The 21,761-nt window shown below is 73.0% G+C and carries 18 protein-coding genes and 1 tRNA gene; 8 read left to right on the forward strand and 11 right to left on the reverse strand.

The annotated features are described in order from the left end of the window. Positions 1 to 118: 118 nt before the first annotated feature. The 3 genes from IO30_RS0103085 to IO30_RS0103095 all read right to left on the reverse strand — a co-directional run bounded on the left by IO30_RS0103085 (position 119) and on the right by IO30_RS0103095 (position 2,857). Positions 119 to 1,096 (reverse strand): ribose-phosphate diphosphokinase, encoded by a 978-nt coding sequence (locus IO30_RS0103085; RefSeq protein WP_031138975.1) that lies wholly within the window; start codon positions 1,094 to 1,096, stop codon positions 119 to 121. Between the two features lie 134 nt (positions 1,097 to 1,230). After that, positions 1,231 to 2,676: a bifunctional UDP-N-acetylglucosamine diphosphorylase/glucosamine-1-phosphate N-acetyltransferase GlmU gene (gene glmU, locus IO30_RS0103090; RefSeq protein WP_031138977.1), complete on the reverse strand. Its 1,446-nt coding sequence runs from the start codon at positions 2,674 to 2,676 to the stop codon at positions 1,231 to 1,233. Between the two features lie 106 nt (positions 2,677 to 2,782). Next, positions 2,783 to 2,857: transfer RNA gene (locus tag IO30_RS0103095), tRNA-Gln, on the reverse strand. 281 nt (positions 2,858 to 3,138) lie between these two features. Here IO30_RS0103095 and IO30_RS0103100 point away from each other — a divergent pair. Together IO30_RS0103100 and IO30_RS0103105 are read left to right on the forward strand one after the other, a co-directional pair. Then, a complete protein-coding gene (locus IO30_RS0103100; RefSeq protein ID WP_031138979.1) occupies positions 3,139 to 4,449 on the forward strand; it encodes a histidine kinase in 1,311 nt (436 codons plus the stop codon). A 2-nt stretch (positions 4,450 to 4,451) separates the two neighbouring features. Continuing rightward, positions 4,452 to 4,982, forward strand: coding sequence for a hypothetical protein (locus IO30_RS0103105; RefSeq protein ID WP_031138982.1), 531 nt, complete (start codon positions 4,452 to 4,454; stop codon positions 4,980 to 4,982). Here IO30_RS0103105 and IO30_RS0103110 read toward each other — a convergent pair. Both IO30_RS0103110 and IO30_RS0103115 read right to left on the reverse strand, forming a co-directional pair. After that, the gene (locus tag IO30_RS0103110; RefSeq protein ID WP_031138984.1) at positions 4,979 to 5,488 is read right to left on the reverse strand and encodes an SUKH-3 domain-containing protein; all 510 of its coding nucleotides are present in this window, start codon (positions 5,486 to 5,488) and stop codon (positions 4,979 to 4,981) included. The genes IO30_RS0103105 and IO30_RS0103110 overlap by 4 nt on opposite strands. Before the next feature lie 2 nt (positions 5,489 to 5,490). Further along, a complete protein-coding gene (locus IO30_RS0103115; RefSeq protein WP_037892902.1) occupies positions 5,491 to 6,084 on the reverse strand; it encodes a YwqJ-related putative deaminase in 594 nt (197 codons plus the stop codon). A gap of 229 nt (positions 6,085 to 6,313) precedes the next feature. Between IO30_RS0103115 and IO30_RS0103120 the strand changes: the two genes are divergently transcribed. The 3 genes from IO30_RS0103120 to IO30_RS0103135 all read left to right on the forward strand — a co-directional run bounded on the left by IO30_RS0103120 (position 6,314) and on the right by IO30_RS0103135 (position 10,870). Beyond that, positions 6,314 to 7,309 carry an SMI1/KNR4 family protein gene (locus IO30_RS0103120; RefSeq protein ID WP_078904129.1) on the forward strand — a complete coding sequence of 332 codons (996 nt, stop codon included), beginning with the start codon at positions 6,314 to 6,316 and terminating at the stop codon, positions 7,307 to 7,309. Continuing rightward, complete coding sequence (locus IO30_RS40000) at positions 7,299 to 9,863, forward strand: SUKH-4 family immunity protein (protein WP_078904502.1); 2,565 nt, start codon at positions 7,299 to 7,301, stop codon at positions 9,861 to 9,863. The genes IO30_RS0103120 and IO30_RS40000 overlap by 11 nt, the downstream gene beginning before the upstream one ends. Positions 9,864 to 9,997: 134 nt before the next feature. Next, the gene (locus tag IO30_RS0103135) at positions 9,998 to 10,870 is read left to right on the forward strand and encodes a DivIVA domain-containing protein (RefSeq protein ID WP_031138993.1); all 873 of its coding nucleotides are present in this window, start codon (positions 9,998 to 10,000) and stop codon (positions 10,868 to 10,870) included. Between the two features lie 694 nt (positions 10,871 to 11,564). Here IO30_RS0103135 and IO30_RS0103140 read toward each other — a convergent pair. Then, entirely contained in the window at positions 11,565 to 12,443 is an 879-nt protein-coding gene (locus tag IO30_RS0103140; RefSeq protein ID WP_031138995.1) for an alpha/beta fold hydrolase, read from the reverse strand. A gap of 81 nt (positions 12,444 to 12,524) precedes the next feature. Here IO30_RS0103140 and IO30_RS0103145 point away from each other — a divergent pair, with 81 nt between their 5' ends. Then, positions 12,525 to 13,088, forward strand: coding sequence for a CGNR zinc finger domain-containing protein (locus IO30_RS0103145; RefSeq protein WP_031138996.1), 564 nt, complete (start codon positions 12,525 to 12,527; stop codon positions 13,086 to 13,088). Between the two features lie 12 nt (positions 13,089 to 13,100). Here the strand turns inward: IO30_RS0103145 and IO30_RS0103150 are convergent, their stop codons facing one another. After that, a complete protein-coding gene (locus tag IO30_RS0103150; RefSeq protein WP_237403450.1) occupies positions 13,101 to 13,955 on the reverse strand; it encodes a hypothetical protein in 855 nt (284 codons plus the stop codon). An 80-nt stretch (positions 13,956 to 14,035) separates the two neighbouring features. Next, positions 14,036 to 15,613: an MFS transporter gene (locus IO30_RS0103155; RefSeq protein WP_031139000.1), complete on the reverse strand. Its 1,578-nt coding sequence runs from the start codon at positions 15,611 to 15,613 to the stop codon at positions 14,036 to 14,038. A 427-nt stretch (positions 15,614 to 16,040) separates the two neighbouring features. On the opposite strand from IO30_RS0103155, the gene IO30_RS0103160 reads away from it, so the two are divergent. Both IO30_RS0103160 and IO30_RS0103165 read left to right on the forward strand, forming a co-directional pair. Next, positions 16,041 to 16,817, forward strand: a complete 777-nt coding sequence (locus IO30_RS0103160; protein WP_373316495.1) for an ABC transporter ATP-binding protein — start codon at positions 16,041 to 16,043, stop codon at positions 16,815 to 16,817. Beyond that, positions 16,814 to 19,399 carry an ABC transporter permease gene (locus tag IO30_RS0103165; RefSeq protein ID WP_031139004.1) on the forward strand — a complete coding sequence of 862 codons (2,586 nt, stop codon included), beginning with the start codon at positions 16,814 to 16,816 and terminating at the stop codon, positions 19,397 to 19,399. The genes IO30_RS0103160 and IO30_RS0103165 overlap by 4 nt, the downstream gene beginning before the upstream one ends. An 86-nt stretch (positions 19,400 to 19,485) precedes the next feature. Here the strand turns inward: IO30_RS0103165 and IO30_RS0103170 are convergent, their stop codons facing one another. The 3 genes from IO30_RS0103170 to IO30_RS0103180 form a co-directional block, all read right to left on the reverse strand. Next, positions 19,486 to 20,892 (reverse strand): DUF2079 domain-containing protein, encoded by a 1,407-nt coding sequence (locus IO30_RS0103170; protein WP_031139006.1) that lies wholly within the window; start codon positions 20,890 to 20,892, stop codon positions 19,486 to 19,488. Positions 20,893 to 20,957: 65 nt separating this feature from the next. Further along, positions 20,958 to 21,332 carry a type II toxin-antitoxin system VapC family toxin gene (locus IO30_RS0103175; RefSeq protein ID WP_031139008.1) on the reverse strand — a complete coding sequence of 125 codons (375 nt, stop codon included), beginning with the start codon at positions 21,330 to 21,332 and terminating at the stop codon, positions 20,958 to 20,960. After that, a complete protein-coding gene (locus tag IO30_RS0103180; RefSeq protein WP_051859472.1) occupies positions 21,329 to 21,607 on the reverse strand; it encodes a type II toxin-antitoxin system Phd/YefM family antitoxin in 279 nt (92 codons plus the stop codon). The genes IO30_RS0103175 and IO30_RS0103180 overlap by 4 nt, the downstream gene beginning before the upstream one ends. Between the last annotated feature and the right edge of the window lie 154 nt (positions 21,608 to 21,761).

Here is a 21,761-nt window from a genome sequence, read left to right on the forward strand (position 1 = left end):
AGAGCGCGTCGATAACGGAGCATCCGTACCTTGAACCGGTACGGCCTCCCTCGCCGAGCAACTCATGGAGTGTACCCGGCAGGGGAGGCCGCACCAAAAAGGATCTATCGCGGAGCGACTACTGCTGCTCCTCGAAGAGGCTGGTGACCGAACCGTCCTCGAAGACCTCGCGCACCGCACGCGCGATCATCGGAGCGATCGACAGCACCGTGATCTTGTCGAGCTCCAGGTCGGACGGGTCCGGCAGGGTGTTCGTGAACACGAACTCACTGACCTTGGAGTTCTTCAGACGGTCCGCGGCCGGCCCCGACAGGATGCCGTGCGTCGCCGTCACGATGACGTCCTCGGCGCCGTGCGCGAACAGCGCATCGGCCGCCGCGCAGATCGTGCCACCGGTGTCGATCATGTCGTCGACCAGGACGCAGACGCGGCCCCGGACCTCACCGACGACCTCGTGGACGGTCACCTGGTTGGCGACGTCCTTGTCGCGGCGCTTGTGGACGATCGCCAGCGGCGCGTCCAGGCGGTCGCACCAGCGGTCGGCCACGCGCACGCGCCCGGCGTCCGGGGACACGATCGTCAGCTTCGTACGGTCCACCTTCGCGCCGACGTAGTCCGCGAGGACCGACAGGGCGGAGAGGTGGTCCACCGGGCCGTCGAAGAAGCCCTGGATCTGGTCGGTGTGCAGGTCCACCGTGAGGATCCGGTCGGCGCCCGCCGTCTTCAGCAGATCGGCGACCAGACGGGCCGAGATCGGCTCACGGCCCTTGTGCTTCTTGTCCTGACGGGCATACCCGTAGGACGGCACGATCACGGTGATGGAGCGCGCCGACGCGCGCTTCAGCGCGTCGATCATGATCAGCTGCTCCATGATCCACTTATTGATCGGAGCCGTGTGGCTCTGGATCAGGAAGCAGTCCGCGCCACGAGCCGACTCCTGGAAGCGAACGTAGATCTCGCCGTTCGCGAAGTCGAAAGCCTTGGTCGGCACGAGGCCGACTCCCAGCTGGTGCGCGACCTCCTCGGCCAGCTCGGGGTGGGCGCGGCCGGAGAAGAGCATCAGCTTCTTCTCGCCGGTCGTCTTGATCCCGGTCACAGCACTGTCTCCTCAGACGTGTTGAAAGCTGCTCGCCCCCATGTGCGTCCGTCCCGCACACGGTGAGCCAGCCGAATTGCGTGCACCTATCACGGTACGCCGTCCCGGACGTACCTGTTTCCGGTCAGTTCACCTCAACGGCCGTCGGAGTCCACCTGGACCGCCGACTGGGCCGCCGTCGCGGCAGCACTTCCGGGACGCTTACGAGCCACCCAGCCCTCGATATTCCGCTGCTGGCCACGGGCCACGGCCAGCGCACCGGGCGGCACATCCTTGGTGATCACGGACCCGGCGGCCGTGTAGGCCCCGTCCCCGATGGTGACGGGCGCCACAAACATGTTGTCCGAGCCCGTCTTGCAGTGCGAGCCGACGGTCGTGTGGTGCTTGTGCTCACCGTCGTAGTTCACGAAGACGCTCGCGGCGCCGATGTTCGTGTACTCGCCGATCGTGGCATCGCCCACGTAGGACAGGTGGGGCACCTTCGTGCCCTCGCCGATCTTCGCGTTCTTCATCTCCACGTACGTACCGGCCTTGGCCTTCGTACCCAGCTCCGTGCCCGGCCGCAGGTAGGCGAAGGGGCCCACGCTCGCGGACTCGCCGATCACCGCGGTGTCCGCCACCGTGTTGTCCACCCGGGCCCCTGCACCCACCCGGGTGTCCTTCAGGCGGCTGTTCGGCCCGACCTCGGCCCCCTCGGCCACGTGCGTGGCACCCAGCAGCTGCGTCCCCGGGTGGATCAGGGCGTCCTGCCCGAAGGTCACCGTCACGTCCACGAAGGTGCTGGCCGGGTCGACCACGGTCACACCCGCGAGCATCGCCCGCTCCAGCAGGCGGGCGTTCAGCAGGGCACGGGCCTCCGCGAGCTGGACGCGGTTGTTGATGCCGAGGATCTGCCGGTGGTCACTGCCCACGGCCGCGCCCACGCGGTGCCCGGCCTCGCGCAGGATGCCGAGGACGTCGGTGAGGTACTCCTCGCCCTGGCTGTTGTCGGTGCGCACCTTGCCGAGGGCGTCGGACAGCAGCGCGCCGTCGAAGGCGAAGACCCCGGAGTTGATCTCCCGGATCGCGCGCTGGGCGTCGGAGGCGTCCTTGTGCTCCACGATGGCCGTGACGGCCCCGCCGGCGTCGCGCACGATCCGCCCGTAGCCGGTGGAGTCCGGGACCTCGGCGGTGAGCACGGTGACGGCGTTGCCGTCGGCCTCGTGCGTCCGCGCGAGCTCGCGCAGGGTCTCGCCCGTCAGCAGCGGGGTGTCGCCGCAGACCACGATCACGGTGCCGTCGACCGGGCCGCCGAGCTCCTGGAGCGCCATCCGGACGGCGTGGCCGGTGCCGTTCTGCTCGAACTGGACGGCGGTGCGGACCTCCGCGTCGACGGCGGCGAGGTGCGCGGTGACCTGCTCGCGGGCGTGTCCGACGACCACGACGAGGTGGGTCGGGTCCAGCTCGCGGGAGGCGGCGACGACGTGACCGACGAGCGAGCGCCCGCAGATGTCGTGCAGGACCTTGGGAGTGGCCGACTTCATGCGGGTGCCTTCACCCGCTGCGAGTACGACGACGGCTGCCGGGCGGTTGGCGCTCACGGGTGTGCCCTTCGGCTTCGGGGGTGGACGCACGAAGGATACCGGGGGGCCAGGGGCCTCAAACGAGTGCGGGTCCCGACCTCGGAGGTCAGGACCCGTATGTGTGTGGCTCCCCCGCCAGGACTCGAACCCGGACATAAGGCACCAAAAGCCTCAGTGCTGCCAATTACACCACAGGGGACCATTTCCGACTGAAGTGGACATCTCTGTCCGGTGATCCAGTCGACGGCACCTACTATGCCGCACCAACCGCCTTCGATGCGACGGTACAAATCTGAGCTTTTCGGGACGCGTAGCGCAAGGCGGCTGCGATGCGTGTCGACCGTGCTCTTCCGGTCCGTCGTCCGGAATGTGGAGTTCGGGTCTCGGTCACCGGGCCGATTCAGTCGTATGTGCGATTGCCTGGGGTGTGCAGGAATTTCGGTCGCGGACGTGCTGGGGGCGCTGCGTACGCTGGACGGCATGACCAGTACGGGGGAAGTGGAAGGCCGCGCTGGGCCGCCTTTGTGGTGGGTGCGGCGGCGGGATGCCGTGTGGGACGTGGGGCTCGGCGGCTTGTCCGCCCTGGAGTGCGGCTGGGAGGGGGTCGCCTTCGCCGGTGAGGCGGGGGTGCCGACGGCGGTCGGTGTGCTGTTCGGGATCGTGGTGGGGGCCGTGCTCGTGCTGCGGCGGCGCTGGCCGATCGCCGTGGTGCTGGTGGGGATCGCCGTGGCCCCGGCGGCCATGGGCTTCCTCCTCGGGGTGGTGGGGCTGTACACGCTGGCCTCCTCCGAGGTGCCCCGGCGGATCACCGCCACCCTCGCCTCGATGTCGCTGGCCGCGACGTATGCCGTGATGTACCTGCGGACCCGTGGGGACGTGGAGGCCGACACCGCGCTGGTGGTGGCGCTGTCCGGGTTCGTGGCGGTGGCGCTGACCGTGCCGCCGGTGCTGTTCGGGCTGTACATCGGGGCCCGGCGGCGGCTGATGGAGAGCCTGCAGGAGCGGGCGGACTCCCTGGAGCGGGAGCTGTCGCTGCTGGCGGACCGGGCGGAGGAGCGGGCCGAGTGGGCCCGTACGGAGGAGCGGACGCGTATCGCGCGGGAGATGCACGACGTGGTGGCGCACCGGGTGTCGCTGATGGTGGTGCACGCGGCGGCGCTGGAGGCCGTGGCCCTCAAGGATCCGGCGCGGGCGGTGAAGAACGCGGCGCTGGTGGGGGACATGGGCCGGCAGGCGTTGACGGAGCTGCGGGAGATGCTCGGGGTGCTCCGTTCGGGGACCCCGAAGCCGGTCCCGGGTCCGGCGGGTGTCCGGCCGGCCGGTGGTTCCGGGGGCGGTGCGGCCGTGCGGCCGGTGGTGCCGGTCGTGGCCGCTCTGGTGGGGACCTTCGACGACGGGCCTTCGCTGGACGAGCTGGAGGCCCTGGTGGGGCAGTCGCGGGCGGCCGGGATGGCCGTGGAGATGGTGGTCCAGGGTGCTCGGGCGGCCTATGCGGCGGAGGTCGAGCAGACGGCGTACCGGGTGGTGCAGGAGGCGTTGACCAACTGCCACAAGCACGCCCCGGGGGCGCGGGTCGTGGTGCGCCTGGCGCACCGGGACGGAGAGGTCGCGATGCAGGTGGAGAACGGGCCGTGTGACGGCGAGGCGGACGGTGCGGGTCTGCCCAGCGGGGGCAACGGGCTGGTGGGGATGCGGGAGCGGGTGCTCGGGCTGGGCGGGGTGTTCGTGTCCGGGCCGACGGACGCGGGCGGCTTCCGGGTGTCGGCGGTGCTCCCGAGCGAGCGGGGGTAGCGATGGGCTGGGATCCGGTGGGGGAGCTGACGGACGGGGACCGGGAGCTGTTCGGGGGGCGGTGGGAGGAGCGGCTGTGGCTGAACGTGCCCGGGCCGTTCTACACGGCGGTGACGGACACCTGCTGGACCGGGCGGCTCCACGCGCCGGACAACGTGCTCTACGCGGCCGCGTGCGAGAGCGTCGAGTACGTGTTCCGGCAGCCGCGCGATCCGCGCGAGGTGCGGAACGTGGTGGCTGCGGCGGACGCGGAGTCCTTCTGGGAGTACGCCTGTGACGGGGACCTTCGGTGGACTCCGTCGGCGGTGCGGCAGTGGTGGGCGGAGCGCGCCCGGGTCGCCGGGCACCTGGTGGGGGCGCTGGAGGAGTTCGGGCGCGGCCGCGACCGCTGCGAGGACGACGCGGTGGCCGGGGTGCTGGACTTCCGGGCCTACCTGGCCGGCGGGCTTGCCGCTGACCTGCGGGCGTACCTGTTCCGGCTGGAGGAGGGGCGGTACCCGGAAGCGGGTGAGCGGCTTCCGGAGCTCGGCTAGCCGGTGGTCAGGCGGGTCGGCTGGAGGCCGGTGAGGAGGAGGGTGAGGGCTTCGTCGAGGCTGGAGCCGAGGTACCAGTCGCCGGTGTGGTCGATGCCGTAGACGCGGCCCTCACGGTCGAGGGCGAGGTGGGAGCCTCCGTCGGCCTCGACGCCGAGGGGGCAGAGCTGGGTGGACAGGGCGCGGCCGAGGTCGGCGAAGGTGCGGGCGAGGTGGAGCCCGGTGAGGGGGTCGATGCGCAGGGGGGTGGGCGCTATCTGGCGGCCCGGTCCGGGGGCGGTGACCGTGAGTCCGCCGAATTCGGCCCAGGCCTCGACGGCGGCGGGGAAGACGGCGTGGCGGTGTCCGGCGGGTGTGGTGTGGTCGCGCAGGGCGTCCGCCCAGTACTCGGCCTGCTTGATGTCCCAGCGGCCGGGTTCCCAGCCTGCGGTGCGCAGGGCGGAGTCGACGGGTACGGGGAAGCGGGTGGCGGAGGAGCGGTCGTAGGAGGCTGAGGTCGTGGTCATGGCTACTCGGATGCGGTGAGGTCGACGGAGCGTACGCCGAAGTGGGCGAGGAGGGCGTCGCAGGAGCGGCAGGGGGGTGCGTAGCTGCCGTGGAGGGGGTCGCCGTCCTCGCGGATGCGGCGGGCGGTGATCTTCGCGTGCTTGAGGGAGCGCCGGGCTTCGCTGGGGGTGAGGGGTTTGCGGGAGGCGCGCTTGCTGCGGGCGCCTTCGACGGCGGCGAGGTGGCGGGAGAGCAGGATGGCTTCCGGACATCGGCCGGTGAAACGTTCGCGCTGACCGCTCGTCAGGGTGTCGAGGAAGTCCTGGACGAGGGGGTGGAGGGCGGGGGGATGGTCGGCTTTGCCCGCGGTGCCGGTGAGGGTTTCGCCGCGTACGGAGAGTGCGGCGGCCACGGTGGGCAGGATGCCGTCGCGGCGGAAGCGCAGGACGGGCGCGGCGGGGCGGCCGTCGGAGCTGCTCCAGCGCAGGCGGGGGTCGCCGGCCGGGTCGCCGGTCTCGGCGGTCGCCGGGGTGCTGCCGGGGCCCGGGGTGCCGGGTGTTCCCGGGGTTCCGGGGCCGGTGTCGGCCGGATCTGTGCGTGTTGCCGTGTTCTGCATGGTTGCGCTTTCCCTCCCGTGGCCGCGGTGGTGCCGCTGTCGCGCACGCCCCCGTGCTGCGGGGACAGCCTGCCAAATGTCACCGGTAGTGCGGAAGCGGGGTCGAATATTCGTATCAATTCGGATGTTCCTGTCCCTAGTGGGGGCGTGCCGGTCACGGGCGGGTGAGCCTCTTGCCCCAGCACATAGGCTGTGGTGAACCAGCCAGATCCAGCAGGGGGCTACCGCCATGACGACAGGTCGGCTCGGGCAGCAGGCCGCGCCACCCAACGCCGCTTACTCGGGGCAGGTCGTGCATTTCCCGGACCCGGTCCGGGCCGCTCGGCATCCCCAGGGAGTACGGATCGACGGGGGCGGGCATCCGGACTTCTCTCCGTACGCGCGCGCCGCGGTGGAGATCGCCGAACCGCCCGAGGGCTTCGGCGTGGACGAGCTGCGGCTGACGGACTACGTGTCCGCGAACGCGGCGATGCAGGAGTCCGGTCACGAACTGTGGGACACGGTCGGCCCGGTGGCCACGCCGCACGGCTGGACCTGGCACCACGTGGCGGGTACGCGGCGGCTGGAGCTGGTCCCGGTCGAGGTGAAGGCGTTGCTGCGGCATCACGCGGGGCTGGTGACGGCGCCGGTGGACCACGAGAAGCGCGGGACGCGGGCGTTGCAGGAGGTGCGTCCGGTTCACCTGGGGCTGCCGAAGTCGGTGGTGTCGGTGTCCGAGGGGCAGGTGCAGGGCGTCGAGGAGGACCTCGGCTACCGGCTGCCGGAGGCGTACCGCTCGTTCCTGAAGGCCGCGGGCGGTTGTGCGCCGGTGGGCGCGGGCCTGGACGTGGACCTGGGTCTGCTCGTGGACCAGCCGTTCTTCACGGTGCGCGAGGAGGCGGCGGTCAACGATCTCGTCTACGTGAACAAGTGCCTGCGGGACCATCTGACCAAGGACTACCTGTGCGTGGCCTTCGCGCAGGGCGGGCTGCTCGCGCTGAAGGTCAAGGGCGAGGCGATCGGTTCGGTGTGGTTCTCCCCGTACGACGATGCGCGCGACCGGGACGGCTGGTCGGTGCAGGAGCGCGTGGAGCGGCTTTTGCTGCCGTGCGGCGTTGATTTCGACGCCTTTCTTGAGCGGCTGGCGGGGAACCCGCCGGAGCTGGAGACGGTGGCCGGTCTGATGGTGGACGGCGGATTCGCGCGCCCGGTTCCCGTGGTGCGTTCCGCTTCGGATGAGGGGTGAGCGCGCGGTGGTGACCTTCGCGCAGGCGCAGGAGCGCGCCGAGGAGTGGATCAACGGGGACGTTCCCGGTTATCAGCACCGTGAGGTGCGGGTACGGGAGTTCGGCCTCGGGTTCGTGGTGTGGGCGGAGGACCGCGCGTCGGGTCCGGTGTCGGGTGGCGGGCGGCAGCGTCTGGTCATCGCGCGGGACAGCGGGGAGGTGACGCTGTGGCCGGGGCTGCCGGTGGGTGAGGTGATCCGCCGGTACGAGGAGGAGTACGGGGCTTCGGCCGCTCCGGCGGCGGAGCCTTCGGTGCCTGCGCCGCGGATCGACTCGGAGCAGACGTCCTTCATGCTGAGTCCGCCGGAGTGGCTGCAGGAGGCGGCGGACCGGGCGGGTATCCCGGGGGGTCCGTCGAGCGCGGCTCCGGCGTCCGCGTCGGCGTCCGCTTCTGCATCCGCGTCGGCTTCCGCACCTGCTGCGGCTGCGGCACAGAGCCCGGCTCCGGCTGCGGCCGCGGTTGCTCCGGCGCAGGTGGACGCGGTGCCGCTGCGGCGCGGGGGAGAGATCCCGTACGAGCCGACGGCCAACGACGGGGTGCCGGCGGGTGCTCCGGCGGGTGTTCCGGCCGGGTCCACGCCGTGGGCCGGGACCGATGTGAACGCGGACGCGGACGACGTGTCCGTGCCGCTGCCCGCGACGGTGTTCGCGCCGCCCCTGTCGGGTTCGGACCTGGAGGACCGGCCGTCCTCCGGGGTGGCTCCGGAGGCGAAGACGACCCTGATGGCCGGGGGCAGTCAGCTCCCGAGGACCGCGGTCTCCCCGGCGCTCGGGCACGGCCCGGGCCCCGGTGCGGGTTCCCGTCCGTCCGCGGGTGACATCGCCGACGCGCCCACGAGCAAGGCCCAGGTCAATCCGGCGCGCGGTCCTGCCGCCGGTGGTGCCGGTGCCGGTGCCGGGCAGTCCGCTACGCCGCCGGGTCCGCCCGGGGCGCCTGGTGCGCCCGGTGCGGGTGCGCCGCAGCACGCCGCGACCATGCTGGCCGGCCCCGGGGTCCCGCAGCCGCCCGGTCCGCCCGGAGTCCCTGGCGCCCCCGGTGCTCCGGGTGCTCCGGGTGCTTCCGGCGGGGGCCGGCCGCCGGCGCCTCCCGGTCCGCCTGGTGCGCCCGGTGCTCCCGGTGGCGGGCTGGACCATGCCGCCACGATGCTCGCCGGTCCCGCGGTGACGGGGCAGCCCCCCACGCCTCCCGGGCCGCCCGGTGCTCCTGGTGCGCCCGGTGCGCCCGGTGGTGGGCTGGATCATGCCGCGACCATGCTGGCCGGTCCGGCCGTGACGGGGCAGCCGCCCGGTGCCCCGGGTGGCGGGGCGCACCACGCCGCGACCATGCTCGCGGGTCCCGGCGTACCGCAGCCGCCCGGTCCGCCGGGTGCGCCTGGTGCTCCTGGTGCGCCCGGGGCTCCCGGCGCTGGGCTGGACCATGCCGCCACGATGCTCGCCGGTCCGCCCGTGGGGCGTCCGCCCGGTCCTCCCGGCCCGCCGCCGGGGGTCCCCTCGGGTCCCGTGGGCCCCGCGGCGCCGCAGCCCGCGCCCTCCGGTGTGCCCACGGTGGGGCCCGGTTACCAGGCGGTGCTGCGATACCGCGCTCCCGACGGCTCCGAGCAGCAGCTCATCCGCCGTTCGGCGCCGGGTACGCCGCACCCCGAGTGGCAGATCCTGCACGAGCTGCGCGCCATGAACGTGCCGCCGCAGCAGGTGCTGGAGCTGCACACGGAGCTGGCGTCGTGCGAGCTGCCGGGCGGTTACTGCGCCCGGATGATCCGGGAGACCTGGCCGCAGGTGCGGATCACCAGCGTGGCCCCGTACGGCACGGACCACGCGGGCCGTCAGCAGGGCATGCGCCACCTGCTCACCCACCAGGGCGAGCTGCACCAGGTGGCGGACGGTCCGGCGCGTCCGGCGCCGGTGCGGGCGCCCCTGCCGCAGGTCCCGCTCCAGCCCGCGATCCCGTTGGAGGCGATCGCGCAGGAGCTGGCGGGTGCCTTCGGCCCGCAGGCGGTGTTCCGCTTCGACCAGCGGGCGGTGTCCCGCCAGGGCGTGCCGGAGATCGTCGCGCAGACTCTCATGGCGTCGGGGCTGCCCGTCGATTTCGGGCCGTTCTTCTGGGCGCAGGCGGTGCCGGGCCAGCCGGTGCCGACGCTGGCCGAGCTGGCCGCGCAGCGGCAGGTCCAGCCCGCTTCGGACGCGGGTTCGTACCTCGTCGTGGGCAGTGACTTCGGCAAGGCGCTCTGCGTGCAGTACGGGACCGCGCACATCGTGGCGGTGCCGGTGGAGGGCGGTCCGGGCGGTGCTCCGGTGCCGCCGCAGTTCGTGAATTCGAGCCTGCCGCAGTTCGTACGGTGCCTGGCGATGCTGGGTCACATGTGGCGGCTGCGCCAGCATCTGACGCCGGAGCAGGCGGGCCGCTGGACGGTCGACTTCCAGGCGAATCTGGCGGGGCTGGACACCGCCGCGCTGGCCTCGCCGGAGAACTGGTGGTCGGTGCTGCTGGAGCAGATGTGGGACGGACTGCTGTGATCCGCGCCTGATCGGATGATCACTTGAATGGCCGGGTCGGGACCCTCGGACGGGGTCCCGGCCCGGCCATTCCGGCTTCTGGGAGCAAATGACGCATCCTTGACAGGAATCCCCGCGAGAGAGGCGCTTCCAGGATGAGTGCACCCATTGCGACCGTGCGCGGCCGCGGCTACCGCATGGAAGAGGTCGACCGGTACCTCGCGCGCCTGTCCGGGAGCCGCGACGAGGCCTGGGAGCGCGTGGCGCGGCTGACCGTCCTGGCGAAGCGGATGGAGGAGGAGGCGGGGCGGCTGCGCGAGGCGGTGGCCGCGCTGGCCCCGCAGACCTACGACGAGCTGAGCGAGCGCGCCCGCCGGATCCTGCTGCTGGCGCAGGAGGAGGCGGAGTCGGTGCGGGCGGACGCGCGGGCGGACGTGACCACGACGCTGGGCGCGGCCGAGGCGTACGCGGACCGGGTGGCGGAACTGGCGCGCGGTGACGCGGAGGCGGTGCGCGAGCAGACGGAGGTCCGGGCCCGGCAGGGCCTGTTGCGGGCGCAGCGGGAGGCGGACGACGCCCGGGCGCAGGCCCGGGAGGACGCGGAGGCGTGGCGGACGCAGGCGCAGGCGGCCCTGGCGGAGACGGGGAGGCGGGCGGACGCGCTGCTGGCGGAGCGGGAGCAGGAGCACACGGAGCGCCGGGAGGCGGCGGAGCGGGAACTCGCGGCGCGCGAGGCGGAGCTGGAGGCGCGCCACGCGGAGCTGGAGCGGTACGCGGAGGGGCGGCTGGCGGAGGCCCGCCGGGGCTTCGCCGAGGCCGAGGAGTCGGCCCGGCACGGGCAGGAGGACGCGGAGGCGCGGGCGGCGGAGCTGCTCGCGGCGGCCCGGGTGCAGGAGGAGCGGACGGGCCGGGAGACCGAACGGGTCCTGCGGGAGCACGTGGAGGCGCAGGAGGAGATGCAGGCGCACATGAACCACGTCCGCGCCAGCCTGGCCGCCCTGACCGGCCGCACCCCGGCGGGCGGCTGACGCCGCACCCCGGCGGGCGGCTGACGCCGCACCCCGGCGGGCGGCTGACGCCGCACCCCGGCCGGCGGCTGACGCCGTGACCCGGGCCCGGCCCCGAGCCGCCCGGCGCCGTGCCCAGCCCGCCGTCGTCCCGGGGTCAGCCCCGAAGCCGGTCCGAGGCAGGCCTGACGCCGTGCCCAGCCGGTCATCGGCCCGGGGAGCAGCTCGGACCCCGATCCGAGCCCGGCCTGACGCCGCCCCGGACCGCCGCCGGTCTCAGACGGTCCTGAAGCCAGCCTGAGCCGCCCCCCGTTCGGGCCCGCGCCAGGCGCCGGGCCTGCGCAAGCCGTGACCAGGCCCGACGCGGTCCTGACGCCTGCCCGGCCCGGACCCCGTGCGGGCCCGGGCCGACGTCGGTTCGTGGCGGGCCTGATGTCGGCCCGAGCCAGCATCCGTTCGAGCCCGTGGCAGGCCCCGGCGCCAGCGCGAGGCTGCCCCGACTCCGTCGGTGGCGGGCCTGGCCTCAGCCGGAGCCACCAGGCCCCCGTTCGGGACCGTGCCAGGCCCCGGTTCGGGCCTGCGGAGGGCGTTCGGGCTCCGAAGCGGCCCCGGCGCCGTTGCGAGGCTGCCGGTTCCGTCCGCGGCGGGCCTGACGCAGGCCCGGGCCGGACCCCCGTGCGGTCCCGGGCCGACGCCGGTCTGGGGCCCGGCCGGGCTACGGGAGGAGGCGGGTCAGGAAGGTGGCGATCAGGGGGGTGATCTCGGGGAGGTGGGTTTCCAGGGCGAAGTGGCCCGCGCCGTCGAAGAGGTGGACCTCGGCGTCCGGGGCGTCGCGGAGGTAGGCCTTGGCGCCCGCCGGGGTGAAGAAGGGGTCGCCCGCGCCCCAGACGACGAGGACCGGCGGCCGTGCGGTGCGCAGCCAGGCCTGCCAGGCGGGGTAGTGCGCGAAGTTCGAGGCGTAGTCGAAGGCGAGGTCGGCCTGGGCGTCGGTGCGGCCGGGCAGGCCGAGGTAGTGGAGGTCCAGGGTCCAGCCGTCGGGGGAGACGAGGCCGGTGTCGGCGACGCCGGTCTCGTACTGGAAGCGGGTGCCTTCCGCGGTGAACAGCCCCCGGATCCGGTCCTCGTGGCCGGGCACCTCGCGGCGCAGCCCGGCGAACTCGCGGGCCGCGTCGGACAGTCCCTCCTCGTAGGCGTTGCCGTTCTGCACGATCAGGCCGGTGACGCGGCCGGGGCGGCGGGCGGCGAGCCGCAGGCCGACGGGGGCGCCGAAGTCGAAGACGTACAGGGCGAAGCGTTCGAGGCCGAGGGCGTCGGTGAAGCCCTCCACGACGTCGGCGAGCCGGTCGAAGGTGTAGGTGAACCCGGCGGGGGTCTCGGTACGGCCGAAGCCGGGGTAGTCGGGGGCGATCAGCCGGTAGGGGACCTCGCCGAGCGCGTCCATCAGCCGGGCGAACTGGTGGGAGGAGGTGGGGAAGCCGTGCAGGAGCAGCAGGACGGGGCCGTCGGCCGGGCCGGACTCGCGGTAGGCGACGCGGACTCCGTCGACGTCGACGGAGTCGTGGCGGACGGCGGGAAGGGTGGGGCGAGCGTTCATCACATGCCTCCTGGGGCCTCGTTCCCATTAGTTTCACCGGTGATCGCTAATGGGTCAAGAGGCTGCCGTACCATTAGTCGGGTGACAGTGACCTTCCCGCTCACCGGTGAGCCCCTCGCGCTGGACCTCCTCAACACCCGCACTGCCGCGGGCGACCTCGTCGCCGGACCGGAGGGGCTCGCGGCCTGGCTGGCCGTGCAGGGGGGACGGCTGTCCCCGGCCGGGGAGGTGGGAGAGGCCGAGGTGGCGGCCGTGCGGGCCGTACGGGAGGCCGCGCGCCCGGCGCTGGAGGCGGCCCGGCGCGGTGAACGGCCCCCGGCGCAGGCCCTGGCCGTGCTGAACGGGGCGCTGGCCGCGGCGCCCTCGCACCGCGTGCTGGAGTGGACCGCCGGGACCGGGCTGACGGCAGATCCGCACCGGGAGGCCGCCGCGGCCCGGCGGCTCGCGGCGGAACTGGCCGAGGCGGTCGCGGAACTCCTCACCGACCCGCGGGTGACGGCGGTGCGCACCTGCGAGGCCCACGACTGCGTCCTGCTGTTCCTGCCCGCGCACCCCCGCCGCCGCTGGTGCGTGGCGTCGGTCTGCGGCAACCGGGCCCGGGTGGCCCGCTACTACGCCCGCCACAAGGAGGAGCCCGGAGCCTGAGCGGACGCGCCCCTAGGCCGTCTCCCGGGCGTCCGCCGGCTGCGCCGGGACCGTCGGGCCGGGGGCGTAGCCGTACGGGTCGCTGCGCAGGCCGTGCGAGCTGACCACCACGGTGAACGGCGGCCGCACCGCGGGCGGGAGGGCGGCCACCAGGGCGCCGGTCAGCGGGTCCGCCGTGACGGGGAGCGCGGCGCCGTCCACCGTGAGGCGGGGCTCGGTGAATCCGCCGCCCTCGACGGTGAGGAGGCCGTCGGAGACGGCGGCGCCCGTGATCACCGGGTTGGCGCGGCCGGCCATCTTGTTCACCAGGTACGCCCCCGCCGGGGCGCCCGTCAGGGCCCACATCTCGGCGGGCAGGCGAGGCAGCCCGCCGCCCACGTCCGCGAGGAAGAACAGCACCACGTACAGCATCGTCACGGCGCTGAGGGCGACGTACTGGAGGTCGACGAGGTCGGTCCGCCCGCCGTCGTTCGCGATCAGCTCCCGCAGCGGCCGCCGCCCCGAGGCCGTGGGCGGCGCGGCCGGCTTGGCCATGCTGCCGTTCTCCACGCGCACCCCGACCACCGTCTTCGCCCCGATCAGGGCCACGTACGGGCCGCCGAGCAGCGGCAGGTACACCGTCGTCAGGGTGGACAGGGGCCCGTGTCCGCCCTGGAACCAGCCGACGCCCCCGCCCGCGGTGAGCCCGTAGGCCAAGATCGCCAGGAGCAGCCAGAGCAGGATCACCGTCCAGGCCAGGGCCAGTGTCGTCGAGGTCGACAGACGGCCGTCGCGGCCGGTGACGAAGCCCGGGCGGCGGCGCAGACGCCAGCCGATCGGTCCGGCCACGGCGGCCAGCAGCGCGAGCGCACAGAGTGCGGAAACCATGTCGTCCCCCCGGAGAAACGGTCCTGGGTCCGAGGGTTACGCACGGGCTCGGGCCATGACAAGCCGCCCCGCCGGGGCCGTCAGTCCTCGCGGTGTTCCGGCAGGACGGGGAACTTCCGCGGTGCCATCAGCAGGAGGACCAGCAGGGCGGCCACGGCCGCGAAGGTCGCGCCGAGGAAGACGTGGTCGACGGCCGCGGCCACGGAGTCGCGCAGGTAGTCGGCGGCGGCCGCGGGCAGCAGTTCCGGCCGGTCCAGGGCCTGCGCCACCCCGTCCAGGCTGTCGGGGAGCCCGGGCACCGGGGCCTGCACCAGCCGGGCGGCGATGGTCGCGTTGGCCACCGCTCCGAGCAGGGCCGCGCCCACGCTCTGGCCGACCTGACGGTTGAACAGCACGGAGGCCGTGGTCGTGCCCCGCTGCTCCCAGCCCACGGTGGACTGCACCCCGATGATCAGCGGGAGCTGGAAGAGGCCGAGGGCGCCGCCGAGCAGGAACAGGATCAGCGCGGGCTGCCAGGGTTCGGCGGGATGGGGCAGCAGGGTGAAGGAGTAGAGGATGACCACGGCCAGCGAGATGCCGATGGCCGCGGTGTTGCGGAAGCCGATGCGCCGGTAGACGTGCTGGCTCAGGGCGGCGCTGATGGGCCAGCTCAGCGTCATCGCGGACATGACCAGACCGGCGGCCACGGGGTCCAGGCCGAGCACGGACTGGGCGTACGTGGGCACGAACACCATCGGGGCGACCATCAGCAGGCCGAGCGCGGCCAGGGCCAGGTTGACGGCGGCTATGGTGCGCCGCCGCCACACCCAGCCGGGCAGGATCGGTTCCTCGGCCCGGCGCTCCACCCGCACCACCAGGGCGGCCAGGACGGCGCTCGTGGCCAGCAGCCCCAGGGAGGGCGCGGACAGCCAGGGCCAGGCGACCCCGCCCTGCACGAGGGCGAAGAGCAGGACCCCGCCGCAGGCGAAGATGGACAGGGCCCCGGCCCAGTCGACCGGGCCCCGGCGTACGGGGGACCGTACGGGCTCGGTCAGGTGACGGGCCACCATCGCCAGGGCGAGCCCGGCCAGCGGCAGGTTGACCAGGAAGATCCAGCGCCAGTGCAGGTACGCGGCGAACAGTCCGCCGAGCGCCGGGCCGGCCACGGCCGCGGTGGCCCAGACCGAGGACATCTTGGCCTGGATCTTCGGCCGGTCCTTCAGCGGGTACAGATCGGCGGCCAGGGTCTGGACCGTGCCCTGGAGGGCGCCGCCGCCCAGGCCCTGGACGATCCGGAACGCGATGAGCGCGGCCATGTTCCAGGCGAGGGCGCACAGCAGCGAGCCGACGAGGAAGAGGGCGATGCCGAAGAGCAGGACGGGCTTGCGGCCGAAGGTGTCGGAGAGCTTGCCGTAGACGGGGAGGCTGACGGTGACGGCCAGCAGGTAACCGGAGAACAGCCAGGAGAAGACGGAGAAGCCGCCCAGGTCACCGACGATCTGCGGGACGGCCGTGGCGACGACGGTGCTGTCCAGGGCGACCAGGGCCATGCCCAGCATCAGCGAGGCGACGACGGAGGCGGGCGGCTTCCCGCTCCCGGCGGCCCCGCCCGGCGCGGGAGTCCCCGTACCGGCCCTGCCGGCACCGGCACCGGCCGCCCCGGCACCGGCCGCCCCCACCGCCCCGGAGCCCGCCGCAGGTATGCCGTCCGGACTGCCGCCCCCGCTTTCCGCTGAGCTCACCAAGATTCCTTCCCCCTGCACGTAACTGCGGGGAACACCTTCTCACCGCGGGTCCGCCCGGCGGTATCCCCCAGGGCGCCTCCCCCCAGAGGCGGAGATCCCCTAGGGGGCGGTCCGCATTTGGGCCCAGGGGTCATTCGTCCCGGCGGAGGAGGTGCGCGGCCCCGGCGCGTCCTTAACTGGTTCATACGGGCGGGGCATGCAGGGGGGTGGGGTTAACCCCCCGGTGGATACGGCGATGAGCACCAGCGCGCCGGAGGGGCCCCGGCCAGCAGACTCCATGACGGCGACGCGCGGACGGACACCCGTCCGCGGCGCAAGCGGCGCACGCAATCGAACGAGGGGAAACACCGTGACAACGGCTATGACCGAGACCAGGCACGGGGGCACTGGCGGCCATGAAGCCGTCGCGGCCCGGGCACGGAAGGTCGTCAAGGCCTACGGTTCCGGCGAGACGCGCGTCGTCGCACTGGACGACGTGGACGTCGACATCCGGCGCGGCCAGTTCACCGCGATCATGGGGCCCTCGGGCTCCGGCAAGTCCACGCTGATGCACTGCCTCGCCGGTCTCGACACGGTGACCAGCGGCCAGATCCACCTGGACGACACCGAGATCACCGGGCTGAAGGACAAGAAGCTCACCCAGCTGCGCCGCGACCGGATCGGCTTCATCTTCCAGGCGTTCAACCTGCTGCCCACGCTGAACGCCCTGGAGAACATCACGCTTCCCATGGACATCGCGGGCCGCAAGCCCGACCAGGCCTGGCTGGACCGGGTCGTGGAGACCGTCGGTCTCGCGGGACGGCTCAAGCACCGTCCGACGGAGCTCTCCGGCGGCCAGCAGCAGCGCGTGGCGGTCGCCCGCGCCCTCGCCGCCCGCCCGCAGATCATCTTCGGCGACGAGCCGACCGGAAACCTCGACTCCAGGGCCGGCGCCGAGATCCTCGGCTTCCTGCGCCGCTCGGTGGACGAGCTCGGCCAGACCATCGTCATGGTCACCCACGACCCGGTCGCCGCCTCCTACGCGGACCGCGTCATCTTCCTCGCCGACGGCCGCATCGTCGACGAGATGTTCAACCCCACCGCCGAGCAGGTGCTGGACCGGATGAAGGACTTCGACGCCCGCGGACGCACGTCATGAGCAACACCGTCTGGAAGACCTCGCGGCGCAACTTCGTCGCGCACAAGGGGCGGATGGCGCTGTCCGCCGTCGCGGTCATGCTCTCCGTCGCCTTCGTCTGCGGCACGCTGGTGTTCACCGACACCATGAACACCACCTTCGACAAGCTCTTCGCGGTGACGAGCTCCGACGTCACCCTCAGCCCGAAGGCGGCCAAGGACGGCGAGGAGGTCTCCGACCGCGGCAGGCCCGAGAGCCTGGACGGCGCGGTCGTCGAGAAGGCCGCCAAGGCCGAGGGCGTCAAGAGCGCCGAGGGCGCGGTCATGTCGATGTCCGTCACGGTCGTCAACTCCAAGAACGAGAACATGGGCTCGACCACCGGTGCCCCGACCATCGCGGGCAACTGGAACGACAACGAGCTCAAGTCGATGAAGATCACCGCCGGCCAGGCGCCGCGCGGTCCCACCGAGGTGATGGTCGACGCCGACACCGCGAAGAAGCACCACCTCGGACTCGGTGACGAGCTGCGCACCATCGCCATCACCGGCGACATCCGCGCCAAGATCACCGGCATCGCCGCCTTCACCGTGACCAACCCGGGCGCGGCCGTCGTCTACTTCGACACCGCCACCGCGCAGCGCCAGCTGCTGGGCGAGCCCGGTTCCTTCACGCACGTCAACATCACCGCCAAGGACGGGGTGAGCGACGAGCAGCTCAAGCGGAACGTCGCTGCCGCCGTCGGCGCGGACACGTACAAGCTCCAGACCGCCAAGGAGTCCGCGGACGCCAACCGCAAGGACGTCGGCTCCTTCCTGAACGTGATGAAGTACGTGATGCTCGGCTTCGCCGGGATCGCCTTCCTCGTCGGCATCTTCCTCATCTTCAACACCTTCTCGATGCTGGTCGCCCAGCGGACCCGCGAGATCGGCCTGATGCGGGCCATCGGCGCCAACAGCGGACAGGTCCTCAAGTCCGTCGTCCTGGAGGCCTACCTCCTCGGCTTCGTCGGCTCGCTCCTCGGTGTGGGCGCGGGCATCGGCCTGGCCGTCGGGCTCATGGAGCTCATGGGCCTGATGGGCATGCACCTGTCCACCGATGACCTGACCGTCGCCTGGACCACCCCGGTCATCGGCCTGCTGCTCGGCATCAAGGTCACCGCGATCGCCGCCTTCATCCCGGCCCGCCGGGCCGGCAAGGTCTCCCCGATGGCGGCGCTGCGCGAGTCCGGCACCCCCGGCGACAAGAAGGCCGGCGTCATCCGCGCCGTCCTCGGCCTCGTCCTCACCGGCATCGGCGGCGCCTCGCTCTTCCTCGCCGCGGCCGCCGAGGAGGCCGGTCCCGGATCCATGTGGCTGGGCCTGGGCGTCGTCCTCACCCTGATCGGCTTCATCGTGATCGGCCCGCTGCTCGCCGCGGGCGTCGTACGGGTGCTCTCCGGTGTGGTCCTGCGGCCCTTCGGCTCGGTGGGCCGGCTCGCCGAACGCAACGCCCTGCGCAACCCGCGCCGGACCGGCGCCACCGCCGCCGCGCTGATGATCGGGCTCGCCCTGGTCGCCTGCCTGTCGGTGGTCGGCTCCTCGATGGTGGCCTCCGCCACCGACGAGCTCGACAAGTCGGTCGGCGCGGACTACATCGTCAACTCCATGACCGGCCAGCCCGTCCTGCCCCAGGCCGAGCAGGCGCTGCGCGCCACGCCGGGCCTGGACCACGTCACCGCCTACCGCGAGGTGGAGGCCACGATCACCTCCCCGGACGGCCGCACCGAGACGGACGGCCTCGGCGCCACCGACCCGACGTACGCCAAGGACATCCGGCGCAAGATGACCGCCGGCGAGCACGCCGCGGCGTACGGCAAGGACTCCATCGGGGTGGGCTCCGAGTACGCCACCGCGCACGGGATCAAGCTCGGTGACGAGCTGACGGTCGCCTTCACCGGCGGCAAGACCGTCAAGCTGAAGGTCGCCGCGATCACCAGCGACGAGGGCAACCTCGACAAGGGCATGAAGTACGTCAGCACCGCCGTGGCCGAGGCGAACGTCCCGGCCGACCGGATGCCGCGCCCCTTCATGCTGCTGGCCACCGCGAAGGACGGGCAGTCCGACGCCGCCGCCTACAAGGGGGTCAAGGCGGCGCTCGCCGAGTACCCGCAGTACAAGGTGCTCAACCAGGCGGACTACAAGCAGGCGCTGAAGGACCAGGTCGGCCAGCTGCTGAACATGGTCTACGGGCTCCTCGGCCTCGCCATCGTCGTCGCGGTCCTGGGCGTCGTGAACACCCTGGCCCTGTCGGTGGTGGAGCGGACCCGCGAGATCGGCCTGATGCGCGCCATCGGCCTCTCCCGCCGCCAGCTGCGCCGCATGATCCGCCTGGAGTCGGTGGTCATCGCCCTCTTCGGCGCCCTCCTCGGCCTCGGCCTGGGCATGGGCTGGGGGGCCACCGCCCAGCAGCTGCTCGCGCTGGAGGGCCTGAAGGTGCTGGAGATCCCTTGGCCCACCATCCTCGGGGTGTTCGCCGCCTCGGCCTTCGTGGGCCTGTTCGCCGCACTGGTCCCGGCCTTCCGGGCAGGGCGGATGAACGTACTGAACGCGATCGCGAGCGAGTAACGACCGCCGCGGTCGTCACGGGGGAAACAACAGGGGAGGGCGTCGGCCCCGGACCGTCCACACGGGCGGTCCGGGGCCGGCGTCGTTCACTGCCTGCGGATCAGGACGACCCCGCCGGCCTGCCCCACCAGCTCCCACCGGTGGCCGGGGTGCAGCTGGGCGGCGTAGGCGGCCGGGTCCTGGCCGGCCCAGGCGGAGGAGTTGTCGATGGTGATCCAGTCGGGGACCACCCCGCGGCTGCCGCCGATCCACAAGACCCGGCAGCGGGAGGTCAGCCGGGTCAGCGGGCCGGTGTCGGCCTCCACGGTCGCCCCGTCGGGGATCCGGGCGAGGAGCCGCTCGATCGCCACGACCCGCTCGGGCTTCTGATAGGTCTCGGCCCGCCCGAGCTTCTCGGTGGGCAGGGCGGTCGCGCTGAGGGCGAGCCCCGCGGCGAGGACGGCGGTGGGCAGCTGGAGGGCGTACGCGCGCAGCCGGGGCCGTTCGCTGCGCCGCAGGGTGTCGATCGCGTCGACGAGGGCGAGGGCCACCACCGGCATCAGGACGGCGCTGTAGTGCCAGTCGGTGGACCAGTAGTGGTCGTCGCCGGACAGGAACCGCCAGCCGAGGGTGGGGGCGGCGACCAGCAGCAGCGGCGAGCGCAGCGCCAGCAGGCCGCTGGTGGGGATCAGGACCCAGGCCAGGGTGGTGAGCTTGGTGCCGGCGCCGTCGAAGGGGCCCGCGCCCTCGATCTTGTCCCAGTAGCCGTACCCGGCGGTGGCGAAGGCCGGGACGATCACGGTGAAGACGAGGACGGCGAAGACCGAGGCGCCGCCCGCGACGGCCACCGCGGTCCAGGTGGCCCGCCGGTCGGTCGGCAGGGCCCGCCAGGCCACCACCGCGGCCAGGGCGGCGAGCGTGAAGCCGAGGTCCTCCTTGACGAGCAGCAGCGGCAGCCCCCACCACAGGGCGGCGTACCAGCGCCGGGCGAGCACCGCCTCCAGGGCGAAGGCCAGCAGGGGCACGGCGAAGGCGATCTCGTGGAAGTCGAACTCGACGGCCCGCTGGATCCCCCACGACAGCCCGTACGCCACGCCGAGCGCGGTGCCCCGGGCCCGTCCCAGCAGCCGCGCGGCGGCCCGGGTGACGGGTACGGCGGACAGCGCGAACAGTGCGGCCTGGACCACGAGCAGGGTGACGGGGCCCGGGAACATCCGGTAGACGGGGGCCACCAGCGCGATGACGGGGCTGAAGTGGTCCCCGAGGATGTTGGTCCCCGGCCCCTTCAGGTCGGCCACGGGCTCCTGGAGGTGCGCGTAGGCGCGGATGGCCTGCTCGAAGATCCCCAGGTCCCAGGAGGCCCACTCCATCCGGCGGAAGCGCCCGACGGACAGGACGAGGTAGACGAGGAACAGCCCGGCGGCCACCAGGTAGGGCCCCGTCCACGGGAGCCGGCCCTGCCTCACCGCGGCCGTGGTCGCGGGGGCAGGGCGGGTTATCGCATCGCTCGTCACGGGTCTGGCGCTCCTCGGCCGGGCGGCGTGAACTCCTGCGGACGCGGCGCGGCGAGCTCAGACGGTCAGACGGTCAGTACGCCGACATCGTAGAGCGGGATGAACGCGTTGCGGGTGACGAGGGTCAGCCCTTCCGACTGGGCCTGGGCGATCAGCATCCGGTCGAAGGGGTCCCTGTGGTGGAGGGGGAGCTGTCCCGCCCGGATGCCGTGGAGCGCGGTGACGGGGAGCGGCCGGAGCTGGCAGTCCCGGGCCCGCTCGGGCAGGTCCTCGGGGCCTTCGAGCTTGCCGAGGGCCTGCTTGACCGCGAGTTCCCATGGGGTGACGGCGCTGACGTAGGCGAGCCGTTCGGTGTCGAGCAGGTCCTTGACCCCGTCCGACAGCTGCGGCGAGTCCGTCAGCCACCACACGACGACGTGCGTGTCGGCCAGGAGCTTCACTCGGCCGCCCCGGCGCCCTCGGGGTGCGGAAGCAGGCCGAAGGCTTCGGCGAAGCCGGGGTCGTCGGACATGTCGTCGAAGTCGTCGGCGAAGACCACAGGCTCCAGCAGGGATCCGCGAGAGGTCCGCAGGACCTTCCCCGAGAGCGGGATCACCTTCGCCACCGGCTCGCCGGCCTTGCTGATGATCACCTCTTCGCCGGTCGCGACCGCCTCCAGGATCTTGGAGAAGTTCGTCTTCGCCTCGTGGACGTTGTACTGCCGGGCCGCTTCCATGGGCACTCCAAGGCAGGCGTGGTGGGCTAACCGCTGGACTAAGCGTAATCAGATCGGAGCAGTCCGCGCCAGCTCCGTCACCCGCACGGGGACCGGAATCCCACGGGCGGGGGACCCGGAGGCGTCGTAGGGTGGGAACCCCCGGCCCGTGAGA

This window comes from Streptomyces xanthophaeus, assembly GCF_000725805.1.
In the GTDB taxonomy this organism is placed as follows: Bacteria; Actinomycetota; Actinomycetes; order Streptomycetales; family Streptomycetaceae; genus Streptomyces; species Streptomyces xanthophaeus.

Bases quoted from the DNA above. Each gene is read 5' to 3' on its own strand.
- IO30_RS40000 (WP_078904502.1), top strand. From the start codon at position 7,299: ATGAGGGGTGAGCGCGCGGTGGTGACCTTCGCGCAGGCGCAGGAGCGC.
- IO30_RS0103165 (WP_031139004.1), top strand. From the start codon at position 16,814: ATGAGCAACACCGTCTGGAAGACCTCGCGGCGCAACTTCGTCGCGCAC.
- IO30_RS0103115 (WP_037892902.1), bottom strand. From the start codon at position 6,084: ATGCAGAACACGGCAACACGCACAGATCCGGCCGACACCGGCCCCGGA.
- IO30_RS0103180 (WP_051859472.1), bottom strand. From the start codon at position 21,607: ATGGAAGCGGCCCGGCAGTACAACGTCCACGAGGCGAAGACGAACTTC.
- IO30_RS0103140 (WP_031138995.1), bottom strand. From the start codon at position 12,443: ATGAACGCTCGCCCCACCCTTCCCGCCGTCCGCCACGACTCCGTCGAC.
- IO30_RS0103150 (WP_237403450.1), bottom strand. From the start codon at position 13,955: ATGGTTTCCGCACTCTGTGCGCTCGCGCTGCTGGCCGCCGTGGCCGGA.
- IO30_RS0103105 (WP_031138982.1), top strand. From the start codon at position 4,452: ATGGGCTGGGATCCGGTGGGGGAGCTGACGGACGGGGACCGGGAGCTG.
- IO30_RS0103100 (WP_031138979.1), top strand. From the start codon at position 3,139: ATGACCAGTACGGGGGAAGTGGAAGGCCGCGCTGGGCCGCCTTTGTGG.
- IO30_RS0103110 (WP_031138984.1), bottom strand. From the start codon at position 5,488: ATGACCACGACCTCAGCCTCCTACGACCGCTCCTCCGCCACCCGCTTC.
- IO30_RS0103160 (WP_373316495.1), top strand. From the start codon at position 16,041: ATGACCGAGACCAGGCACGGGGGCACTGGCGGCCATGAAGCCGTCGCG.
- IO30_RS0103135 (WP_031138993.1), top strand. From the start codon at position 9,998: ATGAGTGCACCCATTGCGACCGTGCGCGGCCGCGGCTACCGCATGGAA.
- IO30_RS0103120 (WP_078904129.1), top strand. From the start codon at position 6,314: ATGACGACAGGTCGGCTCGGGCAGCAGGCCGCGCCACCCAACGCCGCT.